Annotated in this window: 20 protein-coding genes; 11 read left to right on the forward strand and 9 right to left on the reverse strand. The window is 68.6% G+C overall.

The features are described 5' to 3' along the window. Window positions 1-59: 59 nt before the first annotated feature. Window positions 60-734: an MOSC domain-containing protein gene (locus tag AB0H76_RS27480; protein ID WP_357329552.1), complete on the reverse strand. Its 675-nt coding sequence runs from the start codon at window positions 732-734 to the stop codon at window positions 60-62. Continuing rightward, window positions 734-1,846 (reverse strand): folate-binding protein YgfZ, encoded by a 1,113-nt coding sequence (locus AB0H76_RS27485; protein ID WP_357329554.1) that lies wholly within the window; start codon window positions 1,844-1,846, stop codon window positions 734-736. Before AB0H76_RS27485 ends, AB0H76_RS27480 begins: the two co-directional genes overlap by 1 nt. Before the next feature lie 68 nt (window positions 1,847-1,914). Here AB0H76_RS27485 and AB0H76_RS27490 point away from each other — a divergent pair, with 68 nt between their 5' ends. The 5 genes from AB0H76_RS27490 to AB0H76_RS27510 all read left to right on the forward strand — a co-directional run bounded on the left by AB0H76_RS27490 (window position 1,915) and on the right by AB0H76_RS27510 (window position 8,994). Next, window positions 1,915-2,835: an aminodeoxychorismate lyase gene (locus tag AB0H76_RS27490; protein ID WP_357329556.1), complete on the forward strand. Its 921-nt coding sequence runs from the start codon at window positions 1,915-1,917 to the stop codon at window positions 2,833-2,835. 106 nt (window positions 2,836-2,941) lie between these two features. Beyond that, window positions 2,942-4,402, forward strand: a complete 1,461-nt coding sequence (locus AB0H76_RS27495) for a cytochrome ubiquinol oxidase subunit I (RefSeq protein ID WP_357329558.1) — start codon at window positions 2,942-2,944, stop codon at window positions 4,400-4,402. A 9-nt stretch (window positions 4,403-4,411) separates the two neighbouring features. Then, window positions 4,412-5,461 (forward strand): cytochrome d ubiquinol oxidase subunit II, encoded by a 1,050-nt coding sequence (gene cydB, locus AB0H76_RS27500; RefSeq protein WP_357329560.1) that lies wholly within the window; start codon window positions 4,412-4,414, stop codon window positions 5,459-5,461. Between the two features lie 3 nt (window positions 5,462-5,464). Beyond that, window positions 5,465-7,213 carry a thiol reductant ABC exporter subunit CydD gene (gene cydD / locus AB0H76_RS27505; protein WP_357329562.1) on the forward strand — a complete coding sequence of 583 codons (1,749 nt, stop codon included), beginning with the start codon at window positions 5,465-5,467 and terminating at the stop codon, window positions 7,211-7,213. Between the two features lie 56 nt (window positions 7,214-7,269). Then, window positions 7,270-8,994, forward strand: coding sequence for an ATP-binding cassette domain-containing protein (locus AB0H76_RS27510; RefSeq protein ID WP_357329564.1), 1,725 nt, complete (start codon window positions 7,270-7,272; stop codon window positions 8,992-8,994). 237 nt (window positions 8,995-9,231) lie between these two features. On the opposite strand, the gene AB0H76_RS27515 is transcribed toward AB0H76_RS27510, so the two are convergent. The 6 genes from AB0H76_RS27515 to AB0H76_RS27540 all read right to left on the reverse strand — a co-directional run bounded on the left by AB0H76_RS27515 (window position 9,232) and on the right by AB0H76_RS27540 (window position 13,399). Beyond that, on the reverse strand, window positions 9,232-9,957 hold the full coding sequence (locus tag AB0H76_RS27515) for an FABP family protein (protein WP_357329566.1): 726 nt from the start codon (window positions 9,955-9,957) through the stop codon (window positions 9,232-9,234). A gap of 180 nt (window positions 9,958-10,137) precedes the next feature. Further along, window positions 10,138-10,443 (reverse strand): DUF1416 domain-containing protein, encoded by a 306-nt coding sequence (locus AB0H76_RS27520; protein ID WP_357329568.1) that lies wholly within the window; start codon window positions 10,441-10,443, stop codon window positions 10,138-10,140. Window positions 10,444-10,448: 5 nt separating this feature from the next. Next, a complete protein-coding gene (locus AB0H76_RS27525) occupies window positions 10,449-11,282 on the reverse strand; it encodes a sulfurtransferase (RefSeq protein ID WP_357329570.1) in 834 nt (277 codons plus the stop codon). A gap of 34 nt (window positions 11,283-11,316) precedes the next feature. Then, window positions 11,317-11,799, reverse strand: coding sequence for a DUF4395 domain-containing protein (locus tag AB0H76_RS27530; RefSeq protein WP_357329572.1), 483 nt, complete (start codon window positions 11,797-11,799; stop codon window positions 11,317-11,319). Between the two features lie 347 nt (window positions 11,800-12,146). Beyond that, entirely contained in the window at window positions 12,147-12,587 is a 441-nt protein-coding gene (locus tag AB0H76_RS27535) for a thioredoxin family protein (protein ID WP_357329575.1), read from the reverse strand. Next, complete coding sequence (locus AB0H76_RS27540) at window positions 12,584-13,399, reverse strand: LmeA family phospholipid-binding protein (protein WP_357329577.1); 816 nt, start codon at window positions 13,397-13,399, stop codon at window positions 12,584-12,586. The genes AB0H76_RS27535 and AB0H76_RS27540 overlap by 4 nt, the downstream gene beginning before the upstream one ends. Before the next feature lie 192 nt (window positions 13,400-13,591). On the opposite strand from AB0H76_RS27540, the gene AB0H76_RS27545 reads away from it, so the two are divergent. The 6 genes from AB0H76_RS27545 (at window position 13,592) to pstB (ending at window position 19,423) form a co-directional block, all read left to right on the forward strand. Continuing rightward, window positions 13,592-14,347 carry a response regulator transcription factor gene (locus AB0H76_RS27545; protein ID WP_357329579.1) on the forward strand — a complete coding sequence of 252 codons (756 nt, stop codon included), beginning with the start codon at window positions 13,592-13,594 and terminating at the stop codon, window positions 14,345-14,347. A gap of 88 nt (window positions 14,348-14,435) precedes the next feature. Continuing rightward, window positions 14,436-15,341, forward strand: a complete 906-nt coding sequence (mshD, locus tag AB0H76_RS27550) for a mycothiol synthase (protein WP_357329580.1) — start codon at window positions 14,436-14,438, stop codon at window positions 15,339-15,341. Between the two features lie 179 nt (window positions 15,342-15,520). Continuing rightward, window positions 15,521-16,633, forward strand: coding sequence for a phosphate ABC transporter substrate-binding protein PstS (pstS, locus tag AB0H76_RS27555; RefSeq protein WP_357329582.1), 1,113 nt, complete (start codon window positions 15,521-15,523; stop codon window positions 16,631-16,633). Window positions 16,634-16,648: 15 nt separating this feature from the next. Further along, window positions 16,649-17,731 carry a phosphate ABC transporter permease subunit PstC gene (gene pstC, locus AB0H76_RS27560; protein ID WP_357329584.1) on the forward strand — a complete coding sequence of 361 codons (1,083 nt, stop codon included), beginning with the start codon at window positions 16,649-16,651 and terminating at the stop codon, window positions 17,729-17,731. Then, entirely contained in the window at window positions 17,731-18,636 is a 906-nt protein-coding gene (gene pstA / locus AB0H76_RS27565) for a phosphate ABC transporter permease PstA (RefSeq protein ID WP_357329586.1), read from the forward strand. The genes pstC and pstA overlap by 1 nt, the downstream gene beginning before the upstream one ends. A gap of 10 nt (window positions 18,637-18,646) precedes the next feature. Beyond that, window positions 18,647-19,423, forward strand: coding sequence for a phosphate ABC transporter ATP-binding protein PstB (gene pstB / locus AB0H76_RS27570; protein ID WP_357329588.1), 777 nt, complete (start codon window positions 18,647-18,649; stop codon window positions 19,421-19,423). 77 nt (window positions 19,424-19,500) lie between these two features. Here pstB and phoU read toward each other — a convergent pair whose 3' ends face one another. Further along, window positions 19,501-20,169 carry a phosphate signaling complex protein PhoU gene (phoU, locus tag AB0H76_RS27575; protein ID WP_357329590.1) on the reverse strand — a complete coding sequence of 223 codons (669 nt, stop codon included), beginning with the start codon at window positions 20,167-20,169 and terminating at the stop codon, window positions 19,501-19,503. Between the last annotated feature and the right edge of the window lie 3 nt (window positions 20,170-20,172).

The raw sequence follows: 20,172 nt of genomic DNA on the forward strand, positions 1-20,172 counted from the left end.
GACGCTCGGCTCCGGCGTGCGCGTAGCACGCTGTGACATGGTTCCTTCACTTCGTTCAGTCACGACATCGCCTCCGTGCGCTGGGCCGCCGCGCGGGCGGCGTTGGCGTGCCGGCGTTCGTGCCGGTCGAGCTGCATGCGGATGTCGTCGGAGATCGAGGGCTCCACCTCGCGCAGCCGGTGCAGCAGCTCCAGGTCGGCGCCGAGGAAGACGTCGCGGACCGTGATGCCGTGCTCGGGGACGTGCACGACTCGCACCTCGTCGCCCGCGCCGATGCTGCCCGCGGTGAGCACGCGCAGATAGGCGCCGGTGTCGCTGCGCAGGGCGAAACGCTTCACCCAGTGCTCCTCGCCGGACCAGTGCTGGAAGACCGCGCACGGCACCCGCGGGGCGCTGACCTCGAGCAGGGTGTCGCCGATCGCCCAACGCGCGCCGAGCACCGCGTCGCTGACCGCGAGCCCGTTGATGCGCAGGTTCTCGCCGAACCAGCCGGCGGGCAGGTCGCGGCCGAGTTCCGCGCCCCAGCGGCGGGCGTCCGCCTCGGCGTAGGCGTAGACCGCCTGGTGCACGCCGCCGTGGTGCTTGGTGTCGGCGACGTGATCGCCGGTCAGGCCGAGCTCGCGCACCTCGACCCGGCCGGACACCGGGCGCTTGTCGATCGCGGTGCGCCCGACCCGCCCCGGCACCTCCAGTTCGGCGTGCACGACACAGACCGCGAGCACCTCCGCCGTCATCAGCGGCCTCGCAACCGGTCGACGGCGAGGCGGCCGGCCTGCGGCGCGTCGTGGTCGGGCACCGAGTCGGGGTCGATCGCGGCGGCGGTCGGCCCAGCGGTCAGCGCGGTGTCGGCGGGCACCGCGCGTTTGATCAAAGCCAGTGCGATCGGGCCGAACTCGAAGTGATCGATGACGGTGCCGATCCGGCCGACCGCGCGCCCGCCGGCGGTGACGTCCTCGCCCGGGACCGGGCGCTCGTCCGCGGAACCGTCCAGGTGCAGCAGCACCAGGTGGCGCGGGGGCTTGCCGAGGTTGTGCACGCGGGCGACGGTTTCCTGGCCGCGGTAGCAGCCCTTGTTCAGGTGCACGGCGCCGAGCTCTTCGATGCCGCCGATCCAGCGGGCCTCGTGCGGGATGGTGCGCTCGTCGGTGTCCAGGCCGACCCGGGGGCGCACGGCGGCGACCCGCAGGGCCTCGAAGGCCCACATGCCGGCCGGGGCGGCGCCCGCCGCGGTCAGCCGGGCCCACCAGTCGGCCAGCCGCTCGCGCGGGACGACCAGATCGAAGGAGTCGTCGGTGGGCCAGGGCATGCGGCGCAGGAAGCCGCCGTCGGGCAGCGGCACGGCCTGCAGGACGGTGGGCAGACCGGCCACGCCGAGGGCCTCGGTCAGGTTCGCGATGCCGGGACCGAGCAGGCTCAGCACCGCGTAATCGGCGGCGGCCGGTTTCGCGTCGGCCCAGAACACCATCTTCTGCAGGAAGGCCAGCAGCTCGGGGCCGCGTTCGGCCTCGGTGTCGATCCACACCGTCTCGCCGAGCTCGGTCTGCACGAAGTGGTGCAGTACCCGGCCGTTGAGATCGAGGTCGAGATTCTCGGCGGACTGGCCGTCGGTGAGGTTGGCGATGTGCTGACTGGTGATGGTGTGCAACCAGGTCAGGCGCTCTTTACCGGTGATGTTCAGGACGAACCGATGCGAGCGATCGATGATCGCCACACGCTGCGCGGCAGCGCGCTGTTCGCCGAACGGATCCCCGTAATGCCAGGCCACCGCGGCATCCGGAGACTCCGGAATTCCCGCGACAGCACCCGGGACGGAAAGCAGAGGACTGGGTACAACGACCACGGACACGTAAACCACTGTATGCGATCTTCGCTGTGACGTAGGCGGGGCCAGGTCACACCGCCTACGCTCGACGCATGGTAGATCGAGTTCTTGTAACACTCGACGGCGCGGTCCGGGATGCGGACGCGCCGTTGCTGTTTGCCGACGACATCGGTGTGCTGCGCGGTGACGGTGTCTTCGAAACGGTGCTGGTGCGTAGCGGTAGAGCCTGTGCGATAGAACACCACCTAGGCCGGCTGCGGCACTCGGCGCAGGCCCTGGACCTACCCGAGCCGGAGCTGGGCCGCTGGCGCGAGGCGATCGAGATCGCCGCCAAGGAGTGGGGCAGCGAGCGCGAAGGTGTACTGCGCCTGGTGCTGACCCGGGGCCGCGACAGCGAGCTACCCGGCGTCAAGGACAGCGTGACCTCCGGTGATCTGGCGGCCGCCGTGCCGGTGCCGACCGCGTACGTGCTCGTGCTTCCGGTCGGGGAGCGGGTGGCCAAGGCCAGGTCCGAGGGCATCAAGGTGGTGTCGCTCTCGCGCGGGATCTCGGTGGATCTGGCGCAGGCCGCGCCGTGGCAACTGCTCGGCGCGAAGACCCTGTCCTACGCGACGAACATGTCGGCGCTGCGCTTCGCGCAGCGGATGGGCGCCGACGACGTGATCTTCACCAGCACCGAGAACCGGGTGCTGGAAGGTCCGCGCTCGACCGTGGTGATCGCCCGGGACAAGCAGTTGATCACCCCGCCCGCGAAGAACGGCGTGCTGCCGGGGGTGACGCAGCGCGCGCTGTTCGCCGAGGCCGAGCGGGCCGGCTGGGAATGCATCTACAAATCTTTGTTCACTGCGGATTTGCTGACGTGCGACAGTATTTGGATGCTGTCGAGTATTACGCTGGCGGCCCGGGTCAATTCTTTGGACGGTTTGCGCATGTCCGCGCCCGATAATGCGGGCGACATTATCGAGCTGGTGGACCGCGGTATCGAGAAGGCGGGGTCGGCACGGGATTGGTAAGGCGCGCCAGCAAATAATTGGCGTGTCGTGTCGCAGAGCACGTTGAACAGGACACCTTCCGGCGTATCGTTTACTACGACATGTCGTAGATCGGCAGGGAGGTCGGATGGACGTCGTCGACGTCGCGCGCTGGCAGTTCGGTATCACCACCGTGTACCACTTCATCTTCGTGCCGCTCACGATCGGCCTCGCGCCGCTCGTCGCGGGTATGCAGACGGCGTGGGTGGTCACCGGCAAGGAGCATTGGAAGCGACTCACCAAATTCTTCGGCAAGCTGTTCCTGATCAACTTCGCCCTCGGCGTCGCCACGGGCATCGTGCAGGAATTCCAGTTCGGCATGGGCTGGAGCGAATACTCCCGTTTCGTCGGGGACGTCTTCGGCGCGCCGCTGGCGATGGAGGCGCTGGTCGCCTTCTTCATGGAGTCGACGTTCCTGGGCCTGTGGATCTTCGGCTGGGACCGATTGCCGAAAAAGGTGCACCTGGCCTGCATCTGGCTGGTGGCCCTCGGCGTGAACGCCTCCGCGTACTTCATCGTCGCGGCCAACTCGTTCATGCAGCATCCGGTCGGCGCGCGCTACAACCCGGAGACCGGACGCGCTGAGCTGCACAGCATTTGGGAAGTCATCACCAATGTGACGACCCTGGCGGCCTTCCCGCACGTCATCGCGGGCGCCCTGCTCACCTCGGCCACCTTCGTGGCGGGCATCGGCGGCTGGTGGATGGTGCGCACCGTGCGCAAGGGCGGCGATATCGAGGAGGCCCGCACCATGTGGCGGCCCGCCACCCGCCTGGGGCTGTGGATCATTCCGGTCGCCTGCATCGCGCTCATCTACACCGGTGACGTGCAGGGCAAGCTGATGTTCGAGCAGCAGCCGATGAAGATGGCCTCCGCGGAATCGCTGTGCCACACCGCGACCGATCCCGACTTCTCCATTCTCACCGTCGGCACGCACAACAACTGCGACAGCGTCGACCACCTGATCGAGGTGCCCTACGTGCTGCCGTGGCTGGCCAAGGGCGAGTTCAGCGGCGTCACCCTGGAGGGCGTCAAAGACCTCCAGGAGTCCTACACCGAGAAGTTCGGCCCCGGCGACTACCGGCCCAACCTGTTCGTCACCTACTGGACCTTCCGCGCCATGATCACCTGGATGGCGGGCTCGATCCTGTTGGCGCTGGCCGGATTCTGGCTCACCCGCCGCGGGCGCGTGCCCGATCAGAAGTGGTTCGGCTGGCTCTCGCTGCTGGCCATCGCCACACCGTTCCTCGGCAACAGCGCCGGCTGGGTCTTCACCGAGATGGGCCGCCAGCCCTGGGTGGTCGCGCCCAACCCGACCGGTGACCCGGACATTCGAATGACGGTGCAGCAGGGCGTGTCCGGGGTGTCCGCGGGCACCATCTGGACCTCGCTCATCGTCTTCACGCTGCTCTACGGCGTCCTCGCGGTCGCGTGGTTCTACCTGCAGCGGCGCTACGTGCTGGCCGGCCCGGAACCGGCACCCGGCACCTCCGACTCCCCGGACGACACGTCCGGGGAACCCGTCGAGAAGCTTTCCTTCGCCTACTAGGAGACCCGGATGACTCTGCAAGTGTTCTGGTTTCTGCTGGTCGCCGTGCTCTTCATCGGCTACTTCGTCCTGGAGGGCTTCGACTACGGCGTCGGCATGCTGATGCCCATCATCGGACGCAAATCCGAGGTGAAGCGGCGCGTGGTGCTCAACACCATCGGGCCGGTGTGGGACGGCAACGAGGTCTGGCTGCTCACGGCGGGCGGCGCCATGTTCGCGGCCTTCCCGGAGTGGTACGCGAGCCTGTTCTCCGGGTTCTATCTCGCGCTGCTGCTCATCCTGGTCGGGCTCATCACCCGGGCCTGCGCCATCGAGTGGCGCAGCAAGATCAACGACGACCGGTGGCGGTTCTGGTGCGATATCGGCATCGGGCTCGGCTCCTGGATTCCCGCGCTGGCTTGGGGATTGGCGTTCGCCAACATCGTGCGCGGCGTCGAACTCAACGAGAAGCGCCAGATCCAGGGCAACCTGCTCGATCTGCTCAACCCGTACGCGCTGCTCGGCGGCCTGACCACGCTGCTGCTGTTCCTGCTGCACGGCGCGATCTTCATCAACCTCAAGACCGGCGGCGAGGTGCGCGAGGACGCCCGGGCCATCGTGCGGCGGATCTTCGTGCCGACCGCGGTCGTGGTGGCGGCGTTCGGCATCTGGACCCAGCTGTCCTACGGGGTGGGCTGGACCTGGATTCCGCTGGTGCTGGCCGTGATCGGGCTGGTGGTGACCGGACTGGCCTTCACCCAGGCCCGTGACGGGTGGGCGTTCACCGGTACCGCGCTCGCCATCCTGGCGGCCACCGTGCTGCTGTTCGGCTCGCTGTTCCCGGACGTGCTGCCCTCCAATATCGACCCGGCCTTCAGCCTGACCGTCGACGGCCGCGACGGCACGATCAGCGCCTCCTCCACGCACTACACGCTGGTCGTCATGAGCTGGGTGGCCGGCGTCATGGTGCCGCTGGTGCTGGTCTACCAGGCCTGGACCTACTGGGTGTTCCGCAAGCGGCTCACCATGGAGCAGATTCCCGACCCGATCGGGCTGCTGCCGGAGAAGGTGCGGAGCTGACTCATGGCTCGTCCGGTCGACCCGCGCCTGTGGCGGCACGCCCACTCGGCACGCAGGTATCTCGTCCTGAGCGTGGCGTTGTCGCTGGCGATCACGATCTGCATCGTGGTCGCGGCCCTGGCCCTGGCGCGGGTGCTGACCGGTGTGATCACCGACCCGGATCGGCGTGACATCGGTTCGTGGACAGCCGAACTGGCGGTCTTCGCAGGCGCCGTCGCGGTCCGGGCCGCGGCCACCTGGTGGCAGTCGCGGCTCGCGCACCGGGCCGGGGCACAGGTGGTGGCCGAGCTGGAGACCGCCGTGGTCGCCGCGGGCGCGCAACTCCCACCGCGCGAATTGGAGGCGCGGCGGACCGAATTGGTGGTGGTGGCCGGGTCCGGGCTGGACGGACTGCGCGGTTATCTCGCCGGATATCTGCCCGCGCTGCTGCTTTCGCTGCTGGTGCCGCCGATCGTCCTGGCCGTCATCGCCTTTCACGACCTGGTCTCGGGCGGCATCATCCTGGTGACGTTGCCGCTGATCCCGATCTTCATGATCCTGATCGGGCTGCTCACCCAGGGGAAGTCGCAGGACACGCTGGCGGCCACCACCCGGCTGTCGGACCAGCTCCTCGACCTCTTCGCCGGCATGCCAACGCTGCGGGCCCTCGGGCGGGAAAGCGGCCGGGCGCAAACGGATTCGGCTCGCTCCGGTATGGCCGGGCGAGTCGGTGACCTGGGTGCCGCGCTGCACAAGCGCACCATGTCCGCCCTGCGCATCGCCTTCCTGTCCTCGATGGTGCTGGAGATGCTGGCCACCCTGAGCGTCGCGCTGGTCGCCGTCTCCATCGGCATGCGGCTGGTCTTCGGCAACATGGGACTGTACGGCGGGCTCGTGGCCCTCATCCTGGCCCCGGAGGTCTATCTGCCACTGCGGATGGTGGGGGAGCGGTTCCACGCCGCACAGGACGGAATGGCGGCCGCGGACAAGGCTTTCGCGGTGCTGGACCCGCCCGCGACCGAGGTCGCACCGGCCGCGCCCATGACTCCGTCATCCCCGCACGATCTCAGCCGCGAGCCGCGGCCCGTAGGCGCCACGGCGGGCGGCCGCGTCGAAATCCGCGACCTGAGCGTGCGGGCTCGCGACGGCATGGCGCCCGCCGAACTCTCCGCGGTGTGCCCCCCGGGCGCGGTGACCGTGCTCACCGGGCCCAACGGGAGCGGGAAATCGACCGCGGTGCAGGCGATCCTCGGCCTCATCGCACCCGATACCGGCGCGGTCTCCGTCGACGGCGTCGATGTCCGCGACCTGGATCCGGAGCAGTGGTGGGCGCGGGTCGCCTGGCTTCCGCAGCGTCCGGTGCTAGCCCCGGGCACGCTCCGGGAAAACCTGGACCTGCTGGGTGCGGGCTCCGTGTCCGGTCCGGCGCTCGAAGCCGCTTGCCGGGCAACCGGATTCGACACCGTGCTGAACGAGCTCCCGGAACGCTGGGACACCGTCGTCGGCACCGGCGGCGCGGGTCTGTCCCTGGGCCAGCGCCAGCGCCTCGCGCTGATCCGGGTACTCGCCGCCGACCGCGGTGTCCTGCTGCTCGACGAGCCCACCGCGCACCTCGACGCCGACAGCGAGGCCACCGTGCTCGCCGCCCTGCGCCTGCGCGCCCGGCAGGGCGCCACCGTGATCGTCATCGGCCACCGGCCGACGGTGCTGGCCGCCGCCGATCACATTCTTCCGGTCCGCGCCACCAACCACCGCGCGAAGGTGCTGCTCTGATGACCCACGTGACACGAACTGACAGCGGCTCGCGGACCAGTGGGGTAGGGGTGACCATGGGAAGCGATACGCCGGATGCGAGCCTGCCGGATGATCTGCGGCGCATGTGGCGGCTGCTGGCGATCTCGCCGGGGCGGCTGGCCGTCTCCATCGGGTGGGGTGTGCTGGCGCTCGGTAGCGGGCTCGGCCTCGCCGCGCTCGCCGCGTGGCTGATCGCGCGGGCGTGGGAGATGCCGCCGGTACTGGATCTGACCATCGCCGTGGTTACTGTTCGCGCGCTGGGCATTTCGCGCGGGCTGTGCCGGTATCTGGAGCGGCTGGCAACCCACGACGTGGCGTTGCGCGCGATGAATACCGCTCGCACAACTACTTACCGTGCGTTGGCGGCCGCCGATATCTGGCGGCCGCGCCGGACCGGATCTCCGCTCGATGCCACCGCCGGCCCGGTTGCGAACAGTGCTGTGCGACAGGGCGACCCGACTCAATTGCGGCGCGGCGAACTGCTCGGGCGCGTCATGAGCGATATCGACGACCTCGGGGCCGTGGTGGTGCGGGCGTTCGTGCCCATCGCCGTCGCGGTGCTGCTCGCGATCTTCGCCATCGGTCTGCTGCTCCCGATTTCGGTACCGGCCGCGCTCATTCTCGCGGCGGCGCTGGGTGTGGCGGGCGTTGTCGCGCCGTGGCTCTCGGCGCGGGCGGCCCGCGCGGCCGAGCTGGCGGTGCGCACGGATCGGACCGAATTCACGGCCGCGACGCTCACCGTGCTGGACCACGCACCGGAATTGCGAGTGGCGGGCAAGCTGGACGCGGCACTGGCCACCGCTGCCGCCGCCGGCCGGCGGGCGGTGGCGGCCGAAGACCGTGCCGCCGCGCGCAGCGCGTGGGCCGCCGCGGCGACCCCGCTGTCGATCGGCGTGACCGTCCTCGGCGCGCTGCTCATCGGAATAGCGCTGTACGGCACCGGGTCCGGCGCGGCTACCGCGGGCTTCCAGACCGTCGAGCCCGGTGGTATCTCACCCATGGCGTTCGCCGTGCTCGTGCTGCTGCCGCTGTCGGCGTTCGAGGCCGTCGGTGTGCTGCCCGCCGCCGCGCAGGCCCTGACGAACGGGCGGGCGGCGCTGCGCCGGATCACCGCGCTGGAGCGCGGCGCCGCCGCGGCACCCGCGATGGCGTTGCCGGAGCTGCCGCCGGGCCGCCGGATCGCCGTCATCGGTCCCAGCGGCGCGGGGAAGACCACGTTGCTGATGCACTGGGCGGGACTCTTCGACACCCCGCGACCCGGCGTGACCTTCTTCGCGGAGGACGCTCACCTCTTCGGCACCAGCGTCCTGGAGAACCTGCGGGTCGCCCGCGGCGACGTCACCGAGGCGGAGGCCGAGAAGGCCCTGCGCGCGGTGGGTCTCGGCGACTGGCTGGAGTCCCTGTCCGACGGTCTGCACACCGACCTGGTCGGCGGCGCGGCCGCGGTCTCGGGCGGTCAGCGCCGGCGCATCCTGCTGGCCCGGGCCCTGATCTCCCCGGCCCGGGTGCTGCTGCTGGACGAACCCACCGAGCACCTGGACGCCGAAGCGGGTGCGGAGCTGCTGTGCGAACTGCTCGACCCGGCCTCGGGCCTGGTCGAGGTGGAGCGGCAGGTCGTCGTGGTGACCCACCAGCTCCCGGCCGAGCACGCGGCCGACACCGTCGTCCGCGTCGACGCCGACGGCCGGGTGACGGTCAGCGATACAGCAGGTCAGCGCCCTCGAATTAATTCCGTTGCCGGGTGCGCAGACTTCCACTAACTTCGTCGGTACACAAGGAAGGAGGTGGTTCGAAAGATGTATTTCAACCGGACGCGTGAGGTGGCTGTCCACTAGCGCCACCGCTGCAGGTGAGTTTTCCCCGCGCGAGCGCTGGTGAATCCAAAGCAGCCACCCGGCCCCCGAGTCCCCGGTCTTGTCCGACCGGGCCCCGTGCAGGAGCAATCCGAATCGGGACGGCTCGGGGGTCGTCCCATATCCGGAGCTCGGAAAGAAAAGTCAGCCGATGTAGCGCTGCAGGCGAGCTGACAGGCGCGGCTGCAAGGGGCCGTCGGCGACGACCCGCTCCTCGACGTAAGCCAGATCGCCGCCCTCGACGATGCCGTACAGGCGCTTCGCGCCGCCCACGACGATGCCGGACTGCGAGCGGATGACCACATCGGTGGCCAGCTCCCAGGAGGACTGGGTCAGGGCCGTGCCGTAGAAGAGCTCGACGATGCCGGTGGAATGGGTGAGTAGCAGCTCGATGACCTCGTCGTCGGCGTCGGTGCCGACCCGCCAGAAACCGCTCTCCCGCAGATCCGGACCGGCGTACTCGCCCTCGGTGTCGATCACCCAGGAGCGTGACTCCCAGGCCAGATAGTCGCCGCCGTCGTGCGAGACGATGACCTGCTGACCGAAGCGGTAGTCGCCGCGCTCGGGATCGTTGCCTTCGCCCTCGCCGCGCCACACGCCGACCATCGGCAGCAGCGCCAGCATGGACGCGCTCAGGTCGGGGCCGAGACGCAGGTTCGCGGTGTCCTCGGGCAGCGGCAGATCCGGCAGGACCGGAATGTTGCGGCCGGCCGTGGACTTGGCGCGCTCGGCCGCGTGCGCGACCGCCTGATCGCCGCTGCGGCGTGTTTCTACCCCGTCAGCACCCGTCGCGGCGGGCTGACCGTTGCCGTTCAGTTGGTCACTCGCTCGCTCGGCCGGTTCGGAACCTTCGCTCGCGAGTTCGCTCATGATTCGGTGAAGAGCCGGTAGGCGACGTAGAGGCCGAACCAGGCGATCAGCACCGAGCAGAGGACCAGCAGTACTTCGAAGAAGAGGACCACCCCTGGAGTCTAACTACTCGGCGCGCCGGAGAACGCAACGACCCCGGAGGTTCGCAACCTCCGGGGTCGTAGACGTCTGAACAGGTGGTTAGCGCGCGACGGCGACTTCCACCTCATGGATGCCGGTGCCCTCGGGGCGAATCTCGGCGGAGCCGTTTCCGGCCGAGGAGAGCGCCCGCACGGTCCACGCGCCCGGAGCCGCGAAGAACCGGAAATCACCGGTGCCCGAGGCGACGACCTCGGCGGTGAAATCACCGTTGCCGTCGAGCAGGCGCACGAACGCGCCGCCCACCGGCTGGCCGTCGGTGCTCAGGACACGGCCGGTGATGACCGTTTCCTTCTCCACATCGACGCCCGCGGGAATGGCCTGACCCTGGGTAGGTGCTGCACACATATTGACTACGCTCCCAACTCGATCGGTGCACCGACGAGGGAGCCGTACTCGGTCCAGCTCCCGTCGTAGTTCTTGACATTGCTGTGGCCGAGCAGCTCCTGCAGCACGAACCAGGTGTGCGAGGAACGCTCGCCGATGCGGCAGTAGGCGATGGTTTCCTTGTTGCCGTCCAGCCCGGCCGCCTCGTAGATCTCGGTGAGCTCGGTGTCGGACTTGAAGGTGCCGTCCTCGTTCGCGGCCTTGCTCCACGGCACGTTGATCGCGCTGGGGATGTGGCCGGGACGCTGGCTCTGCTCCTGCGGCAGGTGCGCGGGCGCCAGGATCTTGCCGGAGAACTCGTCGGGGCTGCGCACGTCGACCAGGTTCTTGGTGCCGATGGCCTGGATGACCTCGTCGCGGAAGGCGCGGATCGAGACGTCGGGGGCCGCGGCCTTGTAGGTGGTGACCTCGCGGTTCACCGCGTCCCGCGAGAGCGGGCGGCCGTCGAGCTCCCACTTCTTGCGGCCGCCGTCGAGCAGCTTGACGTCGTTGTGGCCGTAGAGCTTGAAGTACCAGTAGGCATAGGCCGCGAACCAGTTGTTGTTGCCGCCGTAGAGCACGACGGTGTCGTCGTTGGCGATGCCGCGGGTGGAGAGCAGGTCGGAGAACTGCTCCTGGTTCACGAAATCGCGGCGAACCTGGTCCTGCAGGTCCTGCTTCCAGTCCAGGCGCACGGCGCCCTCGATGTGGCCGCCGTCGTAGGCGGAGGTGTCCTCGTCGACCTCGACGAAAACGACGCCGGGGGTATTGAGGTTCTCTTCGGCCCAGTCAACGGAGACCAGGACATCGGAGCGAGCCATGTTGTTCCTTTCGAGAAATTTTCGACGTGCAGGGTCAGTTCGGTGCCGGGGCGGGGGTGGTCCGGCGGAATCGGGCTACCAAGGGATAGATCTGGCAGCCCAGGCAGATCCCGAACGCCGCGTTCAAGAACGCGGCGAACAGGGCGAAGCCGGCGAACACCCCGCCGACCACGGTGGAGCCGGCCAGGAAACCCAGCAGGCTGACGGCACTGAAGACCAGGCCGAGCAATTGGGCGAACCGTAGCGGCGCCACGGGTTCGGTTTCGGTTACCGGGCCGTTGCGGGGTGCGATGACCGCCGCGTAGATCCGGCCGTAGGGAGAGCGGCGCGGGCCCTGCAGGGCGCCGAGCGCGAAGACGATCGCCTGCAGGCCGATCAGGACCGCGGCGGCGCCGGGCGCGACCGCCGCCAAGACCAGGACCAGGACGAGCACGGCGCTGGTGATCCAGGCCGCGAACCGCGGGCCGCGGACGTCGACGCTGCCGGGAGGTATGGCTTGACGAGTGTCAGTGGGCATTGGGATTTCTCCTGCGCTGAATGTGTCTGATAGCGGGGACGTTGCCAATTAGCCGGGGGATCGAAGATCACACGCACAGCAGGGACAACAGGTCGGCGTCAGGAAATCTGGAAAGGCCGACCGATCAGGCGCACAGGCAGCAACAACCACCGAGGCGACACAGATCAACTGTGCGGCGTCGGGTGAGCATCAGCTCGTGGTTGGTTTGCACGAGAAAGAGTTTACCCGGTTCGGCCGGAGAATTGGACCGGGGGTTCGTCACACTTCGCCGAGTGTGCGCAGGTACCGGGTTTCACCGGGTCCCGGCGCACGATTTTCCGCGGGAACCCGCACTGCCGCAAAATTTTTCAGACGGTCAGCGGCGCCAGCGCGGTGCGCAGGTCGGCCGCCTTGGGTACGCCGGAGATGCGGAAGCGCTCGTTGCCCTCGGCGTCGAAGAGGAATGTGGTCGGCAGCGACAGCACGTTCAGCTCGCGGGCGAGCACCGCTTCGGCGTCGATGTCGACCTCGAGATCCTGCGGCGGGCGGTCCGTGCCCGCCAGTTCCCCGGCCACCGTGGCAACCACCCGGCGCACCGCCGCGCACGGGCCGCACCAGTCGGCCGAGAAATGCAGCACCAGCGGGCCGGACCCGGTGAATCCGGCGGCGGCGAGCAGGGCCGCCCGGTCCGGGGCCGCCGTCACCGGCGGCGTCTCGGTCCGGCGCACCTTGCCTTGGCGGCGCTGCCACACCAGACCGACCGCGACGGCGGCCAGGAAGACGACGACCAGAATTGTGATTTCGATCATGATCCCTGCAACCGGTCCAGATCGATCACGACGTTCTCGGTCTCGCCCTCGATGACGATCTGACCACCCAGCGCGTACACCCGCTTCGGTTCCATGCCGAAGGGCAGTTCCTTGGTGTTGATGGTGTGGGTGAACCGCTCCAGCACCACCGCCTGATCCGCCTCCGGGATGCGCGCGGCGGGGTTGGGATCCGAGCTCTTCTCGACATAGAAGCCATTGGCGACGATCTTCACCTGGTCGCCGTCGAGCAACAGGTCGGCCTTCACTTTCACCGTCTCTCCGCCGAGCGGCTTGCCGTAGACATCGGTCAGATTGAAACTCGACGGCAGCGTGCCGGTGAGCACCAGCGCGCCCGCCGTGGTCATGCCGGAGCCGCCGGAACCGCCGGTGCCGTCGGACTTGTCCGCGGGCCGTGAATGAACCTGCAGGTCAGGGATTTTGAATAGGCGGCCGAGCTCGACCGGTTCGACGCGCATGGTCGCGGTCACCCGGTCCACGGCGACGTGGCGCACGTTGCCGTCGGCCAGTTCCCGGAACGGGAGATGCGCCTCGCGCAGGTTTGCCTCGACTGAAATCTCGCCGGGGATGTCGGGCCGCATGTAGCGCGCCTTGATGTCGATGTTCTGGTAGACGCCGTCCATGGCCTGGCCCAGGAACGGGAAGCCGTGGATCGTCACCTCCGGATCGGCGGTGAGATCGGCGCCGGCGCGCAGCGCGCGGGAGACGCGGTACTCCGAGTAGGCGGCGGCGGTGAAGTCGACGACCACGGCCAGCCCCGCGAGTACCAGCAACCCGATGATCAGCTTGCGCATGACGGAAACCCTATCCGGCGACGCGTTTGCGGCGGGAACTGTGTCGTTCCTGGCATAACGGTCACCCGGTGCACGTGGTCTCGGGGGTTCACACGCTAATCTTGCATCCGATTACCCGCGATCAGCGACGAGGCCGACAGCAGTGTTGCTGATGACTTGCGTGGCTATGGCTACGAGATGGGAGGAGGGCTTGTGGAGCTGCTCCTGCTGACCTCCGACCCCAACCCCGAATCGGTACTGCCCTCCTTGGCGCTGCTTGCGCACAATGTGCGGCCGGCACCGACCGAGGTGGCGTCACTTTTGGAAGCTGGCACGGCCGACGTCGCGCTCGTCGACGCACGGACGGACCTGGCCGCCGCGCGCGGTCTGTGCCGTTTGCTGGGGAGCACCGGTTCGTCGGTGCCCGTGGTGGCCGTGCTGACCGAGGGCGGCCTGGTGGCCGTGAACGCCGACTGGGGTCTGGACGACATCCTGCTGCCCGGGACCGGTCCCGCCGAACTCGACGCCCGCCTGCGCCTGCTGGTCGGGCGCAACGGCGGCGTGGCGAGCCCGGAGAACACCGGCAAGATCACCCTGGGTGAGCTGGTGATCGACGAGGGCACCTACACCGCGCGCTTGCGCGGTCGCCCGCTCGATCTGACCTACAAGGAATTCGAGCTGCTCAAGTACCTCGCACAGCACGCCGGCCGGGTGTTCACCCGGGCCCAGCTGCTGCAAGAGGTCTGGGGCTACGACTTCTTCGGCGGCACCCGCACCGTCGACGTGCACGTGCGGCGCCTGCGCGCCAAGCTCGGCAGCGAATACGAATCGCTGATCGGCACGGTGCGCAACGTCGGCTACAAGGCGGTGCGCCCGTCGCGCACGGCCAGCAAGGGCGAGCCGGTGTTCCAGGAAGACGACGCCGAGGACGAGGCGCCGCGCACCCCGGTCAAGAACTCCTCGCAGTAGGCGGGCGCGGAATGCCGCGCGCGTGGGCGGTGCTGTAGGACAACAGGCGCGCACGCCCGGTGCCGCGCGAACGCGAAAGGGGTCGGCCGTGAGCGGTGCGGCGTTGCAGTGGTCCGAACGGCTGTCCGACGAGGTCGCGGCGCGGGTGCAGGATCTGCTCGAGCGCGCGAGCGCCGAGGACGGCGTCGCACCCGTCTCCGAGCAGGCGGTGCTGTCGCTGACCGCCGACGCCGCCGCCCGCCATCTGCTCGCGCTGCGGGCGGACAACGTGACCGGCTACGCCAATCTCGTTCCGGGGCACGACGAGCATCCGGCGATGGCCGAGGTCGCGGTCGACCCGCGCTTCCGTGGTCAGGGCATCGGCGCCGAGCTGGTCGCGGCCGCGCTCGCGGCCGGCGGCCCCGGCACCCGGGTCTGGGCGCACGGTGATCGCCCCGCCGCCAAGGCCGTCGCCGCACGCCTGGGCCTGCGGACCGCCCGCGAACTCTGGCAGATGCGCCGCTCGCTGGCTACCCCCGAGTTACCGGAACTGGCGGTGCCCGAGGACATCCTGCTCCGCACCTATGGCGGACCTGCCGACGATGCGGAGTTGCTGCGAGTGAACGGAGCCGCGTTCGCGTGGCACCCGGAACAGGGCGCCTGGACCGAAAGCGACATCGCGGCCCGCCGCGAATCCGCCTGGTTCGACCCGAACGGTCTGTTCATCGCCGCCGATCCCGCCGACCCGGCCCGCATCCTCGGCTTCCACTGGACCAAAGTGCACCTCGACGAGCAACCACCGATCGGCGAGGTCTACGTCGTCGGCATCGATCCGGCCGCCCAGGGCCGCGGCCTCGGCCGCCTGCTCACCCTCGCGGGCCTGCACTACCTGCGCGACCGCGAGCTCGGCGCGGTCCTGCTCTACACCGAGGCCGACAACAAGGCCGCGGTCAACACCTACACGAAACTCGGTTTCTCCCCCGCGCACATCGACGTCGCCTACGCCGCGGAGTAACACTGCGGCAAACGTCACAGCGCGCCAGCGGAATCGCGCCGGGCTGTTCACTTTCCGTTCACCCAGCTCCGGCTGACTGTCAACCGGGCGACCCTACGTTAGCTGTGGGTGGCAACGGCCGCCTTCAATATCGCCCGGGCCGGTGAGGGACCGGGCGTGTGGATTTCCCCGGAGGAATAGTGAAGTTCAAGCGCAGTAGCGCCCTTGTCGGTGTGCTGGCCGCCGTTGCCATGCCGCTCGCCGCCTGTGGCAGCGACGACAACACCGGTGCCGGTAGTGGCACCGCCGTCAACTCCGACGTGCAGTGCGCCGGCAAGAAGGCCCTCAAGGCCAGTGGCGCCTCCTCGCAGAAGAACGCCATGGAGCGTTTCGTGGCCGCCTACGAGGCCAACTGCGACGGCTACACCCTCAACTACACCTCCAGCGGTTCCGGTGCGGGCGTCAACGAGTTCATCGGCAACCAGACCGACTTCGGCGGCTCGGATTCCCCCCTGAGCGCGAAGAAGGAAGAGCCGGCCAAGGCCGAGCAGCGCTGCGCCTCGCCGGCCTGGAACCTGCCGGTCGTGTTCGGCCCCGTCGCCATCACCTACAACGTCGACGGCGTCACCGACCTCGTGCTGGACGGCCCGACCGCCGCCAAGATCTTCAACGGCGCCATCGCCACCTGGGATGCCCCCGAGATCAAGGCGCTCAACCCGAGCGCCAAGCTGCCCTCGGACAAGATCAACGTGATCTCCCGCTCCGACGAGTCGGGCACCACCGACAACTTCCAGCTCTACCTCGACGCCGCCTCCGACGGCGCCTGGGGCAAGGGCGCGGGCAAGATCTTCAACGGCGGTGTCGGTGAGGGCGCCAAGGGCAACGAGGGCACCTCGGCCGCGATCAAGGCCACCAAGGGCTCGGTCACCTACAACGAGTGGTCCTTCGCCAAGGCGCAGAACCTCTCGGTCGCGCAGATCGTCACCTCGGCGGACAAGACCCCGGTGAAGCTGACCGTCGAAACCGCGGGCAAGGCCATCGACGGTGTGAAGATCAAGGGTGAGGGCAACGACCTGATCCTGGACACCACCTCGTTCTACAAGCCGACCGCGGCGGGTTCCTACCCGATCATGATGCCGACCTACGAGATCGTGTGCTCGAAGTACAGCGACGCGGACACCGCCAAGGCGGTCAAGGCGTTCCTGACCTCGGCCACCAGCAACGGCCAGAAGGGCCTGGAGGAGAACGGGTACATCCCGATCCCCGACAAGTTCAAGACCCGCCTGACCACCGCGATCAACGCCATCTCCTGATCTGATCCGAAAGTCATGACCGTGCACCCTGAGGTGACCGCACCGGGCTCGTCGAACTCGACGGGCCCGGCCGCGGCCGGAGATACTGCGCATATGTCGAGCGAACCGAAAGACGACGTGAATCTCACGAAGGACGCGCCCGAACCGGGTGCGGCCGTCGCGGTCCGGCGTCCACACAGTCAGCGAGCCGAGCGGATCTTCCGGTCGCTCGCGACGGCGGCGGGCGCCATCATCGTCGCCGCCATCGCGTTGATCGCACTGTTCCTGCTGATCCGCGCGGTCCCCTCGCTCAGGGCGGACGAGGTCAACTTCTTCACCAGTACCGAGTTCAAGACCACCGACGCGAACGACCTGCGCTTCGGCATCAAGGACCTGTTCATGGTCACGGTGCTGAGTGCGGTGTTCGCGCTGGTGATCGCGGTGCCGATCGGCGTGGGCATCGCGCTGTTCCTGACCCACTACGCGCCGAAGTCGGTGGCCCGGCCCTTCGCCACCCTGGTCGACCTGCTGGCGGCGGTGCCGTCCATCGTGTTCGGCCTGTGGGGCTTCCTGGTGCTGGCGCCGCAGCTGGATCCGGTGCAGACCTTCCTCAACGAGAACCTGGGCTGGTTCCCGCTGTTCGCCGACGGCAACGTCTCGATCAGCGGCGGCGGCACCATCTTCGTCGCGGGCGTGGTGCTCGCGGTGATGATCCTGCCGATCATCACCTCGGTCTCGCGTGAGGTCTTCAACCTGACGCCGCGCGCGCACATCGAGGCCGCGCAGGCGCTCGGCGCCACCAAGTGGGAAGTCGTCCGGATGACCGTGCTGCCCTACGGCCGCAGCGGCGTCATCGCCGGCTCCATGCTGGGCCTGGGCCGCGCGCTCGGCGAGACCATCGCGGTGCTCGTCGTGCTGCGCACCGCCGCGCAGGCCGGGCACTGGTCGCTGTTCGACGGCGGCTACACCTTCGCCTCGAAGATCGCCTCGGCGGCTTCGGAATTCAGCTCCCCGCTGCCCACCGGCGCCTACATCGCGGCGGGCTTCGTGCTGTTCGCGCTGACCTTCGTGGTCAACGCGCTGGCGCGGCTCGCGGCCGGCGGAAAGGTCAACCAGTAATGGCCACCACGACCACGCTCGAGAAGCCGATCAAGGCTCCGACCTTCCGGCACGTGAGCACCTCGCGCCGGATCAAGAACAACCTCGCCACCGCCGCCTTCGCCACCTGCTTCGCCATCGCGATGATCCCGCTGGTGTGGGTGCTGTGGATGGTGGTCAGCAAGGGCATCGGGGCGGTCACCTCGGCGACCTGGTGGACCAATTCGCAGAAGGGCATCCTGCCCGACCAGGTCGGCGGCGGTGTCTACCACGCCATCTACGGCACCATCGTGCAGACGGCGGTGGCCGCGGTGATCGCGGTGCCGCTGGGCGTGATGGCGGCGATCTACCTGGTCGAGTACGGCCGCGGCCGGCTGGCCAAGGTCACCACCTTCATGGTCGACATCCTCGCGGGCGTCCCCTCGATCGTGGCCGCGCTGTTCATCTTCGCGCTGTGGATCGCCACCCTCGGCTTCCCGCAGAGCGCGTTCGCGGTGTCGCTGGCCATGGTGCTGCTGATGCTGCCGGTGGTGGTGCGCAGCACCGAGGAAATGCTCAAGCTGGTTCCCGATGAATTGCGCGAGGCGTCCTACGCGCTGGGTATCCCGAAGTGGAAGACCATCGTCAAGGTGGTGGTGCCGACCGCGCTGCCCGGCATGATCTCCGGCATCCTGCTCTCCCTGGCCCGCGTCATGGGTGAGACCGCGCCGGTGCTGGTGCTGGTCGGCTACGCCAAGTCGATCAACAGCAATCTCTTCGACGGCAACATGGCCTCGCTGCCGCTGCTGATCTACCAGGAGCTGGCCAACCCCGAAGCCGCCGGCCGGGAACGGGTCTGGGGCGCCGCCCTGACGCTGATCCTGCTCATCGCGCTGCTGTACGCGGCGGCCGGAGTCGTCAACAAGCTGCTCACGCGGAACCGATAGGAATCTGAAGATGGCCAAGCGGATCGACGTCAAAGACCTCAACATCTACTACGGCAGCTTCCACGCCGTGGCCGATGTCTCGCTGACCGTGCTGCCGCGCAGCGTGACCGCCTTCATCGGTCCCTCGGGTTGCGGTAAGTCCACCGTGCTGCGCTCGTTGAACCGCATGCACGAGGTGACCCCGAACGCCCGCGTCGAGGGCGTGGTGGCCCTGGACGGCGAGGACATCTACGGGTCGGCCATCGACCCGGTGGGTGTGCGCCGCACCATCGGCATGGTGTTCCAGCGCCCGAACCCGTTCCCCACCATGTCGATCCGCGACAACGTGGTGGCCGGGCTGAAGTTGCAGGGCGTGCGCAACAAGAAGGAGCTCGACGAGGTCGCCGAGCGCTCGCTGCGCGGCGCGAACCTCTGGAACGAGGTCAAGGACCGCCTGGACAAGCCGGGTGGCGGCCTCTCCGGTGGTCAGCAGCAGCGTCTGTGCATCGCCCGCGCCATCGCGGTCTCGCCGGACGTGCTGCTCATGGACGAGCCCTGTTCGGCCCTGGACCCGATCTCCACGCTGGCGATCGAGGACCTGATCACCGAGCTGAAGAAGGAATTCACCATCGTCATCGTCACGCACAACATGCAGCAGGCCGCGCGCGTGAGTGACCAGACCGGCTTCTTCAACCTGGAGGCCCAGGGCAAGCCCGGCAAGCTGGTCGAGATCGACGACACCGAGAAGATCTTCTCCAACCCGGGCAAGAAGGCCACCGAGGATTACATCTCCGGCCGCTTCGGCTAGGCCCGCGACTCCGATCGGCAGACAGACGAAAGGCCCGCGCACTGCGCGGGCCTTTCGCGTGTCATGGGAACGGATTGTCAGACAACGGGTTCCGGGTCGGTGTCCGGGGGCAGCACGCCGGTGACCAGGAAGATGACGCGGCGGCCGATCTCGACGGCGTGGTCGGCGAAGCGCTCGTAGTAGCGGCCGAGCAGGGTGACGTCGACGGCGGCGGCGACGCCGTCCTTCCAGTCCCGGTCCATCAGCAGCGTGAACAGGTGCTTGTGCAGGTCGTCCATCGCTTCGTCGTCCTGGTTGAGCTGGGCGGCGCGCTCGGGATCGCGGGTCTCCAGCACCTCCTTGGCGCCGGCGCCCATGTTCACCGCGATGCGGCCCATCTCGGCGAAGTAGCCGTGCACCGATTCGGGCAGGGCGGGGTTCGGGTGACGGCGCCGGGTGGTCTTGGCGACGTGCAGCGCCAGGGCGCCCATCCGGTTCACGTCGTTGACGATCTGGATGGCACTGACCACCTGCCGCAGATCGCCCGCCACGGGGGCCTGCAGGGCCAGCAGCGCGAACGCGCGCTCCTCGGCGTCGGTGATCATGTCGGCGATCCGGTCGCCCTCACCGATCACCTGCTCGGCCAGGGAGAGATCGGCCTGGAGCAGCGACTGGGTGGCCCGTTCCATGGCCGAACCGGCCAATCCGGCCATCTCGCCCAGCAGGTGGGCAAGATCGGCCATTTGCTCGTTGTAGATGACACGCATGGA

This window comes from Nocardia sp. NPDC050712 (assembly GCF_040654295.1).
GTDB lineage: Bacteria > Actinomycetota > Actinomycetes > Mycobacteriales > Mycobacteriaceae > Nocardia.